This is a genomic window from Labrenzia sp. PO1 (genome assembly GCF_012273635.1).
Lineage (GTDB): Bacteria > Pseudomonadota > Alphaproteobacteria > Rhizobiales > Stappiaceae > Roseibium > Roseibium algicola.
Map to the genome: position 1 here is coordinate 863,452 of NZ_JAAXCR010000001.1, position 16,742 is coordinate 880,193.

The 16,742-nt window shown below is 60.4% G+C and carries 14 protein-coding genes; 6 read left to right on the plus strand and 8 right to left on the minus strand.

Translation table 11 applies throughout. The annotated features are described in order from the left end of the window. Nucleotides 1–144 precede the first annotated feature (144 nt). Entirely contained in the window at nt 145–3,075 is a 2,931-nt protein-coding gene (gene uvrB / locus HCG46_RS04125) for an excinuclease ABC subunit UvrB (RefSeq protein WP_168684772.1), read from the plus strand. Nucleotides 3,076–3,835: 760 nt separating this feature from the next. On the opposite strand, the gene HCG46_RS04130 is transcribed toward uvrB, so the two are convergent. The 3 genes from HCG46_RS04130 to HCG46_RS04140 form a co-directional block, all read right to left on the minus strand. Further along, on the minus strand, nt 3,836–4,171 hold the full coding sequence (locus HCG46_RS04130) for a GIY-YIG nuclease family protein (protein WP_286185196.1): 336 nt from the start codon (nt 4,169–4,171) through the stop codon (nt 3,836–3,838). 280 nt (nt 4,172–4,451) lie between these two features. Then, nucleotides 4,452–4,625, minus strand: coding sequence for a hypothetical protein (locus HCG46_RS04135; RefSeq protein ID WP_022997999.1), 174 nt, complete (start codon nt 4,623–4,625; stop codon nt 4,452–4,454). A gap of 262 nt (nt 4,626–4,887) precedes the next feature. Then, nucleotides 4,888–6,825: an OmpA family protein gene (locus HCG46_RS04140; protein WP_168684773.1), complete on the minus strand. Its 1,938-nt coding sequence runs from the start codon at nt 6,823–6,825 to the stop codon at nt 4,888–4,890. 235 nt (nt 6,826–7,060) lie between these two features. Here HCG46_RS04140 and HCG46_RS04145 point away from each other — a divergent pair, with 235 nt between their 5' ends. Continuing rightward, nucleotides 7,061–8,266 carry a DUF1176 domain-containing protein gene (locus HCG46_RS04145; protein ID WP_168684776.1) on the plus strand — a complete coding sequence of 402 codons (1,206 nt, stop codon included), beginning with the start codon at nt 7,061–7,063 and terminating at the stop codon, nt 8,264–8,266. Nucleotides 8,267–8,362: 96 nt separating this feature from the next. On the opposite strand, the gene HCG46_RS04150 is transcribed toward HCG46_RS04145, so the two are convergent. After that, nucleotides 8,363–8,737 (minus strand): hypothetical protein, encoded by a 375-nt coding sequence (locus tag HCG46_RS04150; RefSeq protein WP_062487738.1) that lies wholly within the window; start codon nt 8,735–8,737, stop codon nt 8,363–8,365. 101 nt (nt 8,738–8,838) lie between these two features. After that, complete coding sequence (locus HCG46_RS04155) at nt 8,839–9,129, minus strand: hypothetical protein (RefSeq protein ID WP_022998004.1); 291 nt, start codon at nt 9,127–9,129, stop codon at nt 8,839–8,841. A gap of 267 nt (nt 9,130–9,396) precedes the next feature. Between HCG46_RS04155 and HCG46_RS04160 the strand changes: the two genes are divergently transcribed. Together HCG46_RS04160 and HCG46_RS04165 are read left to right on the plus strand one after the other, a co-directional pair. Beyond that, nucleotides 9,397–10,878, plus strand: coding sequence for a hypothetical protein (locus tag HCG46_RS04160; RefSeq protein WP_022998005.1), 1,482 nt, complete (start codon nt 9,397–9,399; stop codon nt 10,876–10,878). Between the two features lie 175 nt (nt 10,879–11,053). Beyond that, on the plus strand, nt 11,054–11,656 hold the full coding sequence (locus tag HCG46_RS04165; protein WP_075282540.1) for a sugar transferase: 603 nt from the start codon (nt 11,054–11,056) through the stop codon (nt 11,654–11,656). A gap of 9 nt (nt 11,657–11,665) precedes the next feature. Here HCG46_RS04165 and HCG46_RS04170 read toward each other — a convergent pair whose 3' ends face one another. The 3 genes from HCG46_RS04170 to clpS all read right to left on the minus strand — a co-directional run bounded on the left by HCG46_RS04170 (nt 11,666) and on the right by clpS (nt 14,405). Then, nucleotides 11,666–12,814 carry an aminotransferase class V-fold PLP-dependent enzyme gene (locus HCG46_RS04170; RefSeq protein ID WP_168684778.1) on the minus strand — a complete coding sequence of 383 codons (1,149 nt, stop codon included), beginning with the start codon at nt 12,812–12,814 and terminating at the stop codon, nt 11,666–11,668. Further along, entirely contained in the window at nt 12,814–13,818 is a 1,005-nt protein-coding gene (locus HCG46_RS04175; protein WP_168684780.1) for an NAD-dependent epimerase/dehydratase family protein, read from the minus strand. The genes HCG46_RS04170 and HCG46_RS04175 overlap by 1 nt, the downstream gene beginning before the upstream one ends. A 284-nt stretch (nt 13,819–14,102) precedes the next feature. Next, entirely contained in the window at nt 14,103–14,405 is a 303-nt protein-coding gene (clpS, locus tag HCG46_RS04180; protein ID WP_022998009.1) for an ATP-dependent Clp protease adapter ClpS, read from the minus strand. Between the two features lie 430 nt (nt 14,406–14,835). Between clpS and HCG46_RS04185 the strand changes: the two genes are divergently transcribed. Together HCG46_RS04185 and HCG46_RS04190 are read left to right on the plus strand one after the other, a co-directional pair. After that, complete coding sequence (locus HCG46_RS04185) at nt 14,836–15,399, plus strand: chalcone isomerase family protein (protein WP_168684782.1); 564 nt, start codon at nt 14,836–14,838, stop codon at nt 15,397–15,399. Next, the gene (locus HCG46_RS04190; RefSeq protein ID WP_209009298.1) at nt 15,396–16,721 is read left to right on the plus strand and encodes an MFS transporter; all 1,326 of its coding nucleotides are present in this window, start codon (nt 15,396–15,398) and stop codon (nt 16,719–16,721) included. The genes HCG46_RS04185 and HCG46_RS04190 overlap by 4 nt, the downstream gene beginning before the upstream one ends. The last annotated feature ends 21 nt before the right edge of the window (nt 16,722–16,742 follow it).

The following is a 16,742-nucleotide window of genomic DNA, read 5'->3' on the forward strand; positions in this document are numbered from 1 at the left end:
TTCTGATCTTCATCCACCGACCTCCGCCTGTCGGTGGACTTCCTGACAGCCTTATGTCAGGAGACTGACAGGAAGTGGCAAAAAGCGGAACAAACCCGCAACCACCCCCTTTCCTCACGCGCGCAACCGGACCATATTGCGGCCATGAGCAAGCGCCCGACCAAATCCTCCTCCGACGACACGACCTCTGCTGACGGCTTCGGCGAAGCGCCCCAGAAGTCACTTTCGGGAACGCCCCTGTCCGGATCGATCAGTGATTGGGCAGCGGAAATATCGCAGGAAGCAGACAAGCCGGAGCCCAGGAAGGCAGCCCCCCGGAGCGCTGGTGAGGGAAAAGAGGATCGGACCGACGGTGCAGCGTCACGGAAGTCAGGCCGCAAGGCCGGTGCCACCGTGAGTGCGAAAAAGGAAAAGCCGACCAAGTCGTCACGCGGCACCTCCATCGGCAAGGCAGACAGCGCCCGCGAACGCGCGGCAGGCGGCCTCAACCCGGTGGCCGGTCTCGACATGTCGCTGGAAGAGGCCGAAAGCCTCGAAAAGCAGCTCAAGCAGCACCAGAAAGACAACAAGAAGAAGAACAAGGAAAGCAAGTACGGCGAGCTGACCGGGAACCAGGGTGCCACCGCGACGGTGGAGGCGCTGTCCGCGCTGATCGAAAGCGGTAACCCCCTGCACAAGAACGGCGAGCTCTGGGTGCCGCATCGGCCGGAGCGCCCGGAAAAGTCCGAAGGCGGTGTGCCGATCGTTCTGAAGTCCGCCTATGAGCCCAAGGGCGACCAGCCGACCGCCATTGCCGACCTGGTGGAAGGCATGGAAAACGGCGACCAGACGCAGGTTCTGCTCGGTGTCACCGGCTCGGGCAAGACCTACACCATGGCGCAGGTGATTTCCCGTACCCAGCGTCCGGCGTTGATCCTGGCCCCCAACAAGACGCTGGCGGCCCAGCTCTACGGCGAATTCAAGTCGTTCTTCCCGGACAACGCGGTCGAGTATTTCGTTTCCTACTACGACTACTACCAGCCGGAAGCCTATGTTCCGCGCACGGACACTTATATCGAGAAGGAAAGCTCGATCAACGAGCAGATCGACCGGATGCGCCACTCCGCCACCCGCTCGCTGCTGGAGCGCGACGACGTCATCATCGTCGCCTCGGTGTCCTGTATCTACGGTATCGGCTCGGTCGAAACCTACACCGCCATGACCTTTGCCATCGAGGTTGGCGAGCGCATGGACCAGCGCCAGCTGATCGCCGATCTTGTGGCCCTTCAATACAAGCGCAACGACGCCGCCTTCCAGCGCGGCACCTTCCGGGTGCGCGGCGACACCATCGAGCTGTTCCCGGCCCACTACGAGGACACCGCCTGGCGCATTTCCATGTTCGGCGACGAGATCGAGTCGATCACCGAGTTCGATCCGCTCACGGGACAGAAGTCGGGCGAGCTGAAAAGCGTCAAGATCTACGCCAACTCGCACTATGTCACGCCCAAGCCGACGCTCAACCAGGCAATCAAGTCGATCAAGGACGAACTCAAGCACCGGCTGGAGGAGCTGAACCAGCACGGCCGCCTGCTGGAGGCGCAACGGCTGGAACAGCGCACCATGTTCGATCTGGAGATGCTGGAAGCCACCGGCTCCTGCGCCGGCATCGAGAACTATTCCCGCTATCTCACCGGCCGCAAGCCGGGCGAGCCGCCCCCCACCCTGTTCGAATATCTGCCGGACAACGCCATCGTCTTCGCCGACGAGAGCCACGTCACCATCCCGCAGATCGGTGCCATGTACCGGGGCGACTTCCGCCGCAAGGCAACGCTGGCCGAATACGGCTTCCGCCTGCCGTCGTGCATGGACAACCGTCCGCTGCGCTTCGAGGAATGGAACGCCATGCGGCCGCAGTCCATCGCGGTGTCGGCAACTCCCGGCTCCTGGGAGATGGACCAGTCCGGCGGCGTCTTTGCCGAGCAGGTCATCCGCCCGACCGGGCTGATCGATCCGCCGGTGGAAATCCGCCCGGCTACCAGCCAGGTCGACGACCTTCTGGGCGAAGTGCGCGAGGTGGCCCAGAAAGGCTACCGCACGCTGGTGACCACGCTCACCAAGCGCATGGCCGAGGATCTGACGGAATATCTGCACGAGAACGGCGTGCGCGTGCGCTACATGCACTCCGACATCGACACGCTGGAACGCATCGAGATCCTTCGCGACCTGCGCCTGGGCGCTTTCGACGTGCTGGTCGGCATCAACCTGCTGCGCGAAGGCCTCGACATTCCCGAGTGCGCGCTGGTCGCGATCCTGGACGCGGACAAGGAAGGCTTCCTGCGCTCCGAAACATCGCTGATCCAGACCATCGGCCGCGCGGCACGTAACGTCGACGGCAAGGTGATCCTCTACGCCGACAACATGACCGGCTCCATGGAACGGGCGATCGCCGAAACCAACAGGCGCCGCGAAAAGCAGCTCGCCTACAACGAGGAACACGGCATCACCCCGGAAAGCGTCCGTCGCTCCATCGGCGACATTCTGGAAAGCGTCTACGAGCAGGACCACGTCACCATCGACGCCGGCTTCGCCGAAGAGGGCAACCTGGTCGGCCACAACCTCAAGGCCCATATCGAGGATCTGGAAAAACAGATGCGCGACGCCGCCGCCGATCTCGACTTCGAGACGGCCGCCCGCCTGCGCGACGAGATCAAGCGCCTGCAGGCAACCGAACTGGCCGTCGCCGACGACGCCATGGCCCGCCAGTCCGACGTCGACGGCAAGACCGGCGGCTACAAGGGCGACCGCAAGTTCGGCGCCGGCGGCACCAAGGAAGGCGCGAGCGGCAAGAAGAAACAGACCGCCCGCGACAAGGCCCAGGCCGCCAAGGACCGGAACGCCTTGCCCGGCCCCAGTGCCAAGGTGCGCAAGAACACCCTCGACGAAATGACCGTCGGCCGCACGGAAGTCCCCCTCGGCTCGTCAGACCCGGTCAAACCGCTGGTTAGGGCAAAGATCGGCGCAGGGTCCTACGAAGACCCGGCAGAGGAGAAGCGCAATCGCGGGCGGCCGAAGAAAAGCGGGCGTCCGGGACGGTAAAGAAATCCCCCTGCTGGAGGGCAATCGAAGGCTCGACAGACCAGGATGACGAGGCTTGGATTGATCGCATCGCCCTGCTTTGTCGTCATCCCATGGCTTGACCATGGGGTCCATGCCCTGACCGAGCCCAACACAGAAGCTTCGTTTGTCGAATAGACACAGCATGGATTGCAGGGTCGAGCCCTGCAATGACGGTGAAAGCCTGAAGCTGCGAGGCGACCGCAGCCTCTCCTCCGCTCCGTCATTCCGGAGAAGTGCAGCAAGGCTGCACGCTGAGCCGGAATCCAGCGCGTCAGCGCGAGCGCAGCTCGCTCCTTAGTCCTCTCTCCCTAGAAATTGAGCGCCAGCGGCGCAGACTATGTCTGGATCCCGGATCTGCGTTCGGCGTTGCCTCACTTGTCCGGGATGACGGGTGGGTGGAGATAGGGACAGGTGTCTTTGACGATAAGTTCGACGGCGAGACCAGCCCTGCGATGCTAACGCCTCCTGTTCGTGAGGCCTTGGCGAACTGGCAAGCCTCTCCTCCCCACCGTCATTCCGGACAAGCACAGCGAAGCTGTGCGACGATCCGGAACCCAGCGCATCAGTGCGAGCGCAGCTCGCTCCGCACTCGTTCTCCTATAGAGAATGGGCGCGCCTTCGGCGCAGAATATGTCTGGATTCCGGATCTGCGTTCGGTGTTGCCGCACTTGTCCGGGATGACGGGTGGGTGAGTTGAGGCTGCGGGTATACAGGAAATCCGAGGGGGTTGCGTGGCGCTTTACAAGAGCGCCGACGACGATAAGTCCAGCCATTCCGGATTGCTGCGTTCGATGAGGTCGATCTTCCAGCTGCGCCGCCATTTCTTCAGCTGTTTTTCACGGTAGATTGCCTCATCCATTCTTTCAAACAGTTCTGCGTGAACGAGCCTGGTAACCCCGTAGGTCTTGGAGAAGCCTTCGATCAGGCCGTTCTGGTGCTCGTAGAGGCGGCGCGGAAGGTTGGAAGTCACTCCGATATAGAGCGTGCCGTTGCGGTTCGAGGCGAGAATGTAGACGGCAGCAGGCATGGTGTGACTATTCCGTGCATCGCCAAGCCTTGCAAGAAACAAGGTCATGCCTTTGGCATGAAATATGTCTGGGTTCCGGATCTGCGCGCAGCTGCGCTACGCTTGTCCGGAATGACGGGTGGGTATGGCTAGGGAGAGGTGAGTCTGACGGTAAATCCGTTTTCAAAGCTGCCCCATCGCTCCCTAGGGCTCGGACGCCTGAGAAGTGTGGCGAGCATTTCCTCCCCACCGTCATTCCGGACAAGTGCAGCAAGGCTGCACGCTGATCCGGAATCCAGCGCGTCAGCGCGAGCGTAGCTCGCTCATCTTCTTACGAGATCTGAGCCGCTCAGATGCCCTTGAACAGCACACCGGCAGCAAGCACGGCCCAGGAGCCGATCAGGAGATGGACGGTGGAAACGCCGATGCTCGGGACGGCGACGCCCAGCATGGGGAGCACCGCGACAACGAAAAGGGCCAGGGAAATCAGGAAAACGATAATGGAAGGAGGTGTCAGTCGCATGAAGACCTTCGAAAATGGTTCTGTCGTTCGTGCCGCTCGCCTACGGAGAGTCGGCCAGGCGGATCGTATCAATCCCGGACCACCCGGAGCATTCCGGCGCGGACCGATCTGTGCGGCCACATGAGCCGGGTCGTCAGAAATTGTCAATGTCAGTTATGGCAAGGATGATGCCTTCCCACATCTGACGAGACCTTCCTGTCCCGGGCCCGGTCCGTGGCGGGAAACGCGGCGCCAATAACCCTGGCGCCGCACCGTTTGCCTGTTACCTGCGCGCGCTTAAAAGCGGCGTGATGTTGCGGATCGTCACGCGGCGGTTGCGCTCTTCAGCGCCTTGCGTATCGACCTTCAGATAGTCCTCGCCATAGCCCTGAACGACCATGTTCTCCGGCGACACGCCATAAATGTCCGCCAGAATACGGGCGACGGTTTCAGCACGGCGGTCGGAAAGCGCGAGATTGGAAACATCCGAGCCGACAGCATCCGTGTGGCCTTCGATCAACAGCACCGTCGTCGGGTCCTGATCGATCAGGGCCTGGGATGCGCGGGCGATGTCCTCAAGTTGCGGAACCTGGCTCTGGCGCACCACGGCACTGCCGGTGTCGAAGGTGATCGTGTCGAGATCCACCCGGCGCACCTTGTCGCGCAGGCGTTCGTTTTCACGAATGTCGCGCAGGGAATAGGCCTGCTCCACCTGTTCAACCGGCGGCGCGGTGAAGGTCTGGTAGATCTCGTCATAGTTCGCCCGGCCCGCCGGCACGATGTAACGATCGCGCGGGATGCCGACTTCCAGCGGCGGCAGTTCGCGGTCGTAGTTCCGGCGACGGTGGTTGTATTCGCGATTGTCGATCAGCACATACTCGCGGCCATCCGGCAGAAGGCGTGAGCGGTAGAGCACATAGCCGCCCTCGTCGCGGATGGTGATGATCTTCACGCCGTTGGTGCGGGTGACGGTTTCGCGCGTGCGGCCGCCACGCAGGCGTTCGGCGTGGAACTCGTCATCGCCATAGCGCAGCAGGCTGCTTTCGTCCTTGCGCACGAAATATTCGCCGTCCCGCTCGACGATGATCCGGTCACCCTGATCCTCGACCACCTTGCCGCCAAGGGCCGGGATCAGCATGCCGACGCCGACACCAACAGCCGCGGCACCAAGCAGTTCCAGCCTGCGGTCGCGGGCTTCATCACGGCGGCGTTCTTCCTTCGCCTTGATTTCGGCGCGCTGCGCGTCCGTTGCGTCGTCCGAGACGACGGCCGCCGGTTCTTCCGCCGGTGCGGCCGCCTGGGCCGCGATCGGTTCACCCGGCTCTTCGGTCACGGTTTCATCTGCCGCGGTGGCTTCGACCGGGGCGACAGCAGGTGCGATCTCTTCAGCAGTCTGCGGCTGTTCCGCGGTTTTCTGATCGGCACCAGCTTCATCGGTAGCGGTTTCTTCCGCAGCCGGCTCTGCTGGGGCGGTTTCCTCGGCACTCTTCTCGGTGCTCTCCTGCGCAGTGGGTTCCTCGGCCGCAGGCGCTTCAGTCGAAACGGCATCCGCCGGCTGTTCTTCCGCCTGCGGTTCCGTGCTCTCCGCGGCATCCGCCTGTCCGGCATCAGCCGGTTGCTCTTCCACCGGCTGTTCGGATGCCGGCTCGGCCGCGGTCTCTTCCGCAGGCGCCGCTTCTTCGACAGGAGCTTCCGGCTTTGCCTCCGGCGCGGTCGTTTCTTCCGCGGTCAGGGGTTTTTCCACCGGCGCGGTTTCTTCAACCGGCGCGGCGGGTTTTTCGGCGGGAGCTGCCTCTTCCACGGGGGCTGTCGGTTTCGCCTCAGGCTGCGCATCTTCTGTCGCGACGGGCTCAGTAGCGGCAGGCGCCGGCTCTTCCGCCTGGGTTTCCTGAGCAGCTTCGGGGGCAACATCTTCCACCGCACCTTCTTCAGGTGCCGGGTCGGCAGGCGCTTCTTCGGCCGCAGCTTCCGAGGCAGGAGCTTCCGCAGCAGGTGCTTCTGCGGCGGGAGCTTCTTCGGCGGGGGCTTCTTCGGCAGAAGTGTCAGGGGCTGGCGCTTCTTCCACAGGTGCGGCTTCCTGGTTCTTGCAGGCTTCCTGATCCGGATTGGCCGCACAATCGACAGTCGTCTCCTGAGCACGTGGCACACCCGGCTGCAGCGGCAGGCCAATCGCCAGGACAAGCGCCATGGCAGTTGAATTTCGAAGCAATCTCGACGTCATTCTTTTCATCCTCTCGCCCCCAACGAACTTTCCCGAACCGATCACGGCCTGGAACACTCGATGGAAAACAAGTGACCGGAGCTTTTGTTCCAACGTCATTTTCGCGGATGCGGTTGTGCCCTAGCGTCACCTCGACTTTCCGTACATCCGTCTTTCGCCCGATTGACTTGCGGTCGCACAGGGTCATGGTGGGGTGGGGTCCGGCGACCAGCCGGCATTGTCAGAGGGGGCTGACATGACAAAACAAATACTTGCATTTTCATCGCTCGCGCTGGTCCTTGCCGGGCCGGCGGCAGCCGAACTCGCGAGAACCGAATTCGGCGACTGGTCGCTACGTTGCAACGAGAAGACCTACTGCATTGCCGAAACCGAAGGCACCGGTTCCAATGACGAAGCGTTCAGGCTTAAGGTGGAACGCAGCGCCAAGGCAGACGCGCAGGTTTTTGTAACCCTAAGGCCGAAAACGCCACTCGAAACCGGCATGCGCGCCCGGATCGAAATCGAAGGCGACGAGGACAATGTCGGTTTCTTCGGCAAGGCTGCAAAGGTCTACACCGGCAATGAGATGACCTTCGGCGGTGACGCCGACCGGGACCTGATCGAAAACCTGCGCCTCGGCCAGGACGCTTCGATCCAGATCGAATTTGGCGGTAGCGTGGGCACGATCACCTACGAAGTCTCCCTCTCCGGCATCACCCATGCACTCCTGAAAATGGATGACGTGCAGGGTCGCATCGGCCGGCAGGACGCCATCGTGGCCTGGGGGGGGTTGCCTTCTGCCAAAGCCACCGGCATTGCCGCAGCCGCCGCTTCATCCCCGTCACCGGCACAGCCTGCTCCCGCCCCGTCTCCGGCATCAGCCGACACGGTTGCCGAGGCACCCGTCGACGATCTGCCGCCACCGATCATGCCGTCTCAGGAGACCAGCAACAGCGGCGTCAACCGCGGCGGGATTGGTCAGGTCTATGCGGTCAGCGAGCTTCCGGACGAGATCCAGATGATTGGCTACCGCACGCTGGGTTGTCAGCTTGCGGAAACGGTGCCCGCCTTCGGCGCGCAATACTACGCGGAAGGCGACGTGGAGACCTGGGTCGTTCCCTGTCAGATGGCCGACCTCAACGTTCCTTACTACATGGCGATGCATGTTCCCTTCGATCCGTCGCTGGACGAGTGGAAGGAGTTCGAGACACCCCCCGGCTTCAACCAGCCCAACCATGCCCTGGTCAACAACCTGTTCTACGACCCGGGCAGCGGCCAGGTGACGGGCACCACCTACCACTCGCCCAACTACGACTGCGGCACCTTCGAGCGCCACGAGGTTGAAGCGGAAAGCGGCAACTACTCCCTGATGGAATATCTCGAAAAGACCGACTGCGACGGCATCACCGGCCCGCCCGAGGGCTGGCCGCTGAGCTGGACGATCGACGAGATGGGGGACTAGAGCCTTCGCCCAAAACACCACCATCATTCCGGACAAGCGAGGTGCAAGCCGAGAGCCGATCTGGAATGGTGGTCTGATTGATGCTTTGAGGCAGGCCTATTGCTTCTCCGGAAACAGCCCATGAAAGACTGCACACTGGACCATCAGGACGCCGTTCATGGTCTGGGCATTCATGTCGACGACGATTTCCGCATAGGCCGAGTGCGATCCCATGATGGTTTCAAGCTGGAGCTTGCATTCTTCAATGTCGCCGTCTGTCTCGATCGCCAGATCGGTTGTTTCCCCACTGCCGATGTCGAGCTTCAGGGACAGGACAAGCGGGTCTTCATCGACATGGTTTCCTTCAGCAACGGCCAGAATATCGCTGCCCGCAATCCGGTAGGTGTGAAACACCTGATAGGCAGTGGCAGGGAGGTACGAAAAGAAAAAGAGAGCAAGACCCAACAGGAATGTCTTTTGGAAAATACGCATATCTGTCTCCGCGGAAACTTTCAGAAATCCCCGGCATTTCGGCGGATACGGCAAGTGACGTCAACTGCAATCAGTGAAGTTTGAGACAACCCGGCTCGGATTTAACGGGGGACCGCCGGCAGAACGAAAAACAGGACAATGGCAATCGCGAAAGCCGCCAGCGCCAGAAAATAGAGCCGCGCGATGCGGCGGCGTCCGGGTTCAGCCTCGTCACCAAACCCGCCAGGCGTGAACATCCGTTTCCACATGCCAACGCCCTTCAGCGGCGAAAACGCAGCCTCCTCCAGAAGGTTGAGACGCTTGATGAACAGAAGAGCGCTCACATAGCCGGCAATCATCAGGAGAAATGCCAGCGTCATGAAGGTCATGAAGATCAGATAAGCGGGTGTCATGCCCTCTCTCCTTCCCACTTCGGAACGGCCCGCAAACAGTCTTTGCGGCATGTGCGGCCCGTTGCAACCCGCCACACTTGTTAACCATAGGTGCAAATCCGTTAAAATGCCGGGGATATCTGTCTTTTGAGGGTAACACTTCACACTGTATTCTGCGGTCAGCTTGCCCTGAGTCGTTGAAACCGCCAGCGCTTATGGGTTAATAAAGAGTTAAAGTTTTGCGTATCTTTCGCCGGGCGGCGCCGGCGGGAAAGTCAGGAGACAGGAATGGGCATTTTCTCGAAATCCTCGCGCCCCGGCGGTGACCAGGAGCAGCGGGTCGAGACCGTGAAAGAGGCAAGCGAAATTCAGGAAACCGCACAGGCTCCTGAAAAGAGCAATATCGAGCATCTTTCCCCGTTCGCCCTGAAAATGCAGGAAAAGATGAACCATCTGGACGGGCTCAAGTCCCGCATCGGCGGTCTGAACCAGACCTTCGAACAGATGGCTGCGTTTGCTGCGGAAAGCCAGACGTCGATCCGCTTGATGGCCGAATACCTTGAAGGCTCCCGGACGACCGTGGAAACCGAGGTCCGGCTGAAATCCGAAAACGCCAAGATCTCCACCGACCTGCTTGACGCCGAACACAAGGTCCGGACGCTCACCACCCAGCTGGAAGATGCCCAGGCCGAAGTCCATTCCCTGCGCAAGCGTGCAACAGAGACACGCACGGCGCTGGAAACCGCCCGTAACGACATCGTCTCCATTCGCGACAACAACAAGAAGGTCAACGAGGAATACCGGCTGCAGAGCGCCAAGCTCGTGGAAGCCAATTCCCAGGTGTCTGATCTCTCCGGCAAGCTCAACGACCTCAAGGCCAAGTTCGAGACGCTGGAAAAACATGCCGAGAGCCTCGGTTCCGATCTGGAAGCGGTTCGCCACCGCGAAAAGGAACTGCAGCAGAACCTGTCCGAAAGCGCCAAGCTGCTGGAAGATGAAATCCGCAAGAACAACCAGGTCACCAGCGAGCTGGAAGCGGTCAAGCGCGAAGTCGGTGAATTCCGCAACGACAACATCGACCTCAAGTCTCATCTGGATGTTGCAAATCAGGAACTGGCCTACGCGAAAAGCCGGCTTGAGGAAGAACAGCGCAAGCACGACAACGAGGTCTATGCGCTGAACGCGGAAATCGAAAACCTCTCGTCCCAGCGCCGCATCGGCGCCCAGTCTCTGCAGGAGATGGCGCGCGAGAACTCCACGCTGAAGGAACGCAGCCGCGATCTTCTCAAACGCATGCAGGAAATCGAACATCTGCTCGACAGTGCGCAGAAGAACCACGAAAAAGACCGCAACGAGCTGATGGCGACCACCGCCAAGCTGCGTGAGCTGAACCTGCGCTACAACTCGGCCCTGACGGACCTGAACCACCAGCGCAACCAGAACCAGAAATACGCCGACAATCTGGAAGACCTGATCGAAGAGAACAAGCGTCTGCAGCGTTACAAGATCCAGGTCGACACTGCCAACGAGCAGATCGTCCAGCTGAAGTCGGTCATCGTCAACTATCAGATGGCAATGGAAGGCCGCGGTCCGGCCGAAGAACTCGGACTGACCGAAGGCTACGATCCGGCTGCCGAGCTTGGCATTACCGAGCCGCTTTCGAACGAATTCGAGCCGATCGACATTGACGGCGACGGATCCGACGACGACGGTCCGGACGACAACACTCCGAACGGCGGCGACGACAAGATCGTCAAGCTGCGCGACTGACGCAGCCCTCTGTCCGGCATTTGTCATCCGGCCACAGATAACACGAGCAGATCAGGCCCCGGCTATCCAAGTCCGGGGCCTCGTTTTTCAAAGACCGTTTTCCTGCCGCGTTTCCGGCAGAATGTCCGGGCACACCGGGCGTATTTCAGCGACATCCCCGTACAATGACGATTTGATGAGCAAGGTATTCGCCGCCGTTTTGTTGATCCTGCTGTCGCCGGTTCTGGCCGGCATCGCCGTTCTCGTCTGGCTTGGTGACCGGAAGGCACCGTTTTTCATCGCCCGGCGAACCGGCCTGGGCGGAGGTACCTTTGCGATGGTGAAATTCCGGACCATGCGCCCCGGCACGAGCGACGCAAGCGCGATCACCGAAGTGCGGGACAACCGTATCACCCCCATCGGCAGCTTCCTGCGGAACACCAAGCTCGACGAGCTGCCTCAGCTGTTCAACATCCTGCGGGGGGACATGGCGTTCTTCGGGCCGAGGCCGGAAGACCCTGGCATTGTCGCCCGTTACTATGACGATGAGATGCGAAGATCGCTGTTGTTCCTGCCCGGCCTGATCAGCCCGGGCACACTGTGGGCCCTGACCAATTTGAACCGGATCGAAGGCGCGGACGACGCCGAAGATGTCTATGCACGCGAAATCCTGCCCGAACGGCTCGCGCGCGATACTGCCTATTTCGAACAGGCCGGTTTCATGTCCCATACGCAACTTGCAATGAAGACCCTGGCCACTCTGCTGCACCGGGCGGTTTCGGCTGAAAATCGGGAGTAACTGATCGCTTCAGCCAAGTTCAGCTTTCAGGAACTCGCAGATCCGGGCTGCATCACCCGTGCTCAGGTCCATGTGCACTGGAAGACGCACCAGCCGGCCCCACGTGTTTTCCGCACCAACGCAGCTGCCAGCCAAGATCCGCCCGGCAAAGCTGGAAAGATGCAGCGGCTTGTAGTGTGACTGCAGGCCAAGCCCCATTCGGGCAGCCCCCTGCAATATCCGGTATGTTGTTTCCCGGTCCTTTGCGAGGAAGGCAAAGGAATAGCCATTTGCCTTTGTACCCATGCCTGGCCGCAGGATCTCGATCGGCAGATCCCGCAGGGACTTTTCGTAGTACGCCCAGATCGCGCGGCTTTTCAGAAGGATCTCTCTTGAATGCACCAGCTGGCTGTAAAGCAAGGCAGCATTCAGGTCCGGCATTTCGAAGCTCGAAGAAACCGAGGTCCATTCATAGTGGTTGACTTCGCCCCTTGCGAAAGCGGGAAAGTTCGTGCCCCGCGCCAAAAGCTCTTCAACACGCTCGCGCAGGTGGGAATTGTCGCTGTTCAACACCAGCGCGCCGCCGTGCCCGGCGCTGATGATCTTGGTTTCATGGAAGGAATAGGCGGCAAACAGACCGCACGTCCCAACGGCCCGGCCATCCTGCTTCGCGCCGAATGCCTGGGCCGCATCTTCCAGAATGACGACCCCGTGCCGATCGCACAGATCCTTGATTGCCGCCATTGGAGCTGCCGCGCCGCCATAGTGCACAACGACGACAGCTCTGGTCCGGCTTGTCAGCCGTGCCTCCAGTGTTTCCGGCGTTACCATCATCGTTGCCGGATCAATGTCGGCCAGCACGATCCGCGCTCCCTTGCGGGCAAAGGCCGTCGCTGTTGCGCAGAAGGTGTACGAAGGAACGATGACCTCGTCTTCCGGCCCCAGATCCAGCGCAAGGGCCGAAATTTCAAGTGCGGACGTGCAGGAATTGGTCAGGAACACACGGTCATGGCCAACATGCTGGCTCACCAGCGCCTTCGCCTTCCGGCTGTAGCTCCCGCCGGAGCGCAGATGTTTGCTGCTGAGCGCCGATGCCACCGCATCGTAAGTCGCGGGTGGAATATGCGGCGCATGAAAGCGGATCGGCGGAAGCGCAGCTTCTGTCGGCAGGCTCAGCATCAGAACCTTTCTTCGTCGGCAAAGCGACGGACACGGACCCGCATTTCGCGGTAGATCGCGCGCAGCTCCTGATCGACTGAGCTCTTCTGTCGGTACCCGAGAGACCGCAGGCGGCTGTCGTCGATCCGGTAAGCCGCATCGTTGGTTACACGATCCCGAATGAAATGAAGACCGGTGGAGACGCCGGTTATTTCGCAAACCCGCCGCGCCACCTCAAGTACAGACAAGTCCTCTTCCCCGGAAACGTTGAAGATCTCGAGCGCCTGTTCGTCCTGTGTGTTGAGCACCAGACCGATGGCGGCAGCGAGATCGCTGACGGGCAGAAAACTGCGTTCCTGGGCCCCCGTGCCTTCAATCGTCAGCTTCTGGCCCTTCAGTGCCTGCATGACGAAACGCGGAAACAGCTTTTCCGGGTTCTGTCCGGTGCCAACAGCATTGGTCGGTCTCAGGATCGTTGACCTGAGGCCATTTTGCGCAGCCATCATGACAGCCTCCTCAGCCATGGCCTTGGAGGTCGCATAGGGTGTCGTCGGCCGCATCGGAGCGGTTTCGCGAACCTCCTCCATTGCAGGACCGTAGACTTCGTCCGTGCTGACATGAATGAAATGCTTCACGCCGGCTTCCTGCGCCCCCTTCAGAAGGGTTTCAGTGCCCGTCACATTGACGTCGAAGAAGAGTTCCGGGTCGGCAAACGACCGCGGCACATGGGTTTCTGCCGCCAGATGGATCACGGCGTCGCATTCATGCAGCGCAGCAGCCACATCGATCGGCGAGCGGATATCTCCGCGAATGACGGGAAGATCTCCCGCTTCACCGATGGGTGCCAGGCGGCGAAAATCAGCCGCGTAGGAGACCCGGTCCAGGATCACCGTCTCGGCGACATTCGCCATCCTTGCAACACGTCTGAACACCTTGGACCCGATAAAACCCAGGCCACCGGTTACAACGATCTTGCGGAAGGAAACGTTCTGTTTCGGAGCAACTGTCTTTGCACAATGTTCCATATTGGCACAAATCCTGATATATGCAGCGTTTGATTGCATATTCAGCAGATTTCGTGCCAGTCACCTCCGGCATGAGGGTGTGCAAGGGTGAAACGCAGTCTCAGCAGCACAGCGTCCCTGGCCGGTAATTGGCGAGAACGAGTTGCCCCCCGGCAGTCTCCCCAAGACAAATAGCTCTTTTTTGTCAGTTACCTGACACAAGAAGATCGTCTCTGCCGGCAGAGCGCGCGGCTAAGCCTGCATGGACGATGACAATTGACGAAGGAATTTAGCAGGCCGCAGCTTCACTCAGGCTCAACGGTGAACTGCAGCGGATAGCCAAGTTGAACCGCAGCATCGATAGCGCGTGTAGCCTTGGTTTCGGCGACGTCTCGCGGATAGACGGAGACAACACAGATCCCCTTCTGGTGCGCTGTCATCATCACGACCTCAGCCTGGGACTCGTCCAAGCGGAACTCCGCCTTCAGGATCAGGACGACAAATTCCCGCGGCGTATAGTCGTCGTTCAGCAGCATCACCTTGTAGAGTTTTGGCCGCTGCACCTTCGTCTTTTGCTTCAGTTTCGGTTTGAAATCGATCTCACTCATGACAATCGTCCAAGCTGACGCCTAAGGTTCCGCACGATGCGGTCTCACCTGAGAAATGGAAATTGTGCCGGAGAATTTCACCGGCTGCATGCTGCCAGACCCGATCCGCTCCCGATGTCGTCATCTTGAGTGACGCAGCGTCCGCAGCAGGCCCATGCTTTCCCTCACTATACTGCATCGCGAAATCGAAGAAAACATGACAGCTGGAAATCTTGCCAACGTTTCGAGAAAAAACGGCAGGCGAGACATGATGAGACCGTATCGCACATAGAGCCGTGGTTTTGACGCCAGACAACCGCGAGATGAAAGGCAGGCCGTCTCCTCTGTGGCGGTTTTCCGAAAGAAGGTTGCTTTCACTAATCCGGCAACGCGGTTCCCCCGTAGATCCTTTCAGGCTGGGTACACGACAAGATCTGCGGAGGGTTGTTCGATGTTTCCTCATTTGAAGACACTAGGGTTCCGGTTGCACAGGTTCGCTTTCGCGCTTGCCCTGGCATTCGCTGTTGCAGCACCTGCCGGCGCGGCCTTCGCCGACCTGGGTTCAGCGGCCAGGCTGCTTCCGTCTGCCGAACTGGTTGGCAAGGGCCGGATGACCTTCCTCGGCTTCAAGGTGTTTGACGCCGAACTCTATGCCCCGCAGGGCACCTATAGCCCGTCGGCCCCTTTTGCCTTGAAGCTCACCTATCTGCGCACCTTCAAGGGCAAGCAGATCGCCGAAAGCTCGGTCAAGGAAATCCGCCGGCAGGGCGGCGTCTCGGATGATCAGCTTGCCAAGTGGCAAACCCAGATGGAAGCCCTGTTTCCAAATGTCTCCCCCGGACAATCGATTACGGGTGTACGCACCAGCAGCGGCAAGGCCGAGTTCTATCTCGGCAACCAGAAGCTCGGCACGATCTCCGACCCGGCATTCACGAAGAAGTTCTTCGCTATCTGGCTGGGAAACAACACGCGTGATCCTCAGTTGCGCGCGCAACTGGTCGGGTCCGGTTCGTGACGACACGACTGTCGGACGACGCCACGGCACTGCCAAAAAAATCCGGTGATACAGGAAGCGTGACGCTTTCCGGCCTTGCGACCTATGGGGTCATGGCATTTCCCCTGGCATTCGCCGGTTTGCCGATCTACCTGCACGCCCCGGATTTTTATGCCGTTTCATTGCAGCAACCCGTGGCGACGCTCGGCGCCATTCTTCTTGCCCTGCGCCTGTTCGACGCCATCCAGGATCCTTTCATTGGCAGCCTCAGCGACCGGTTTCACCAGTGGCGCGGGACTGTTCTGGCACTTGGAGCAATCCTGCTTGGCGTGGGCTTCTGGATGCTGTTTCATCCCTGGAAGGAGGCACCGCTTGTCTGGTTTGCCGCCTCCGTGCTCATCTGCACCACAGGATATTCGGTCGTCACCATCAACTACCAGACACTGGGCGGTCTCTGGAAAACCAGCGCCTCCGACAGGACCCCGGTAACAGCAGCGCGCGAAGGGTTCGGGCTTGCCGGTCTCCTCATTGCGTCGGTCCTGCCCGCCGCACTGGCAACACGGACCGGCATCGAAACGGCATTTCTCTATGTGACGCTTGGCTATCTGCCACTTTTGGCGGCCTCCTTGTGGCTGCTGTTACGATGGATGCGGTCGGCACCCCTTGAGAACCCGCAAACAGTTGGTCCGGTAATGGGTTGGTGGACCCTGTTGCGGAGCCGCTGGAGGCGTCTGTTTTTCGGACTGCTGTTTCTCAATATTTTCGCAAGCGCGATCCCCGCCGTCCTGGTGCTGTTCTTCATCCGCGACAGGCTGGGGGCCGAGAGCTACACAGGGCTTTTTCTGCTGGTCTATTTCCTGTCAGGCGTCATCTCGATGCCGCTCTGGACCCGGCTTGCCCGACATTTCGGCAAGGTGCGGGCGTGGCAAATGTCACTGGCCGGCGCCATCTTCACGTTCTGCTGGGCCGCTCTTCTGGGAGAGGGAGATCTGACAGCCTATGCGTTTGTCTGCGCCCTGTCCGGCCTGGCACTAGGCGCTGACCTTGCCTTGCCACCCGCCATATTGGCCGACCATATCGACACGGACCGGCGACAGGGGGAGGCTTCCCGCCTTTTTGCGATTATGGCGTTCTTGTCCAAGTCCGGTCTCGCCCTTGCCACCGGCCTCACGCTGCCTTTGTTGGGCCTGTTCGGGTATCAGCCGGGAACTGCCCTCACCGCACAACTCGGCTTTCTGCTCAGCCTCACTTATGCGGGCGTGCCCTGCCTCATCAAACTGTGCGCGCTCTTGTGCCTGATCGCGTTTGAAAAGGACCTGACACAGGAAAAACCCGCCGGGTAACCCGTCCCGGCATCTCGACAC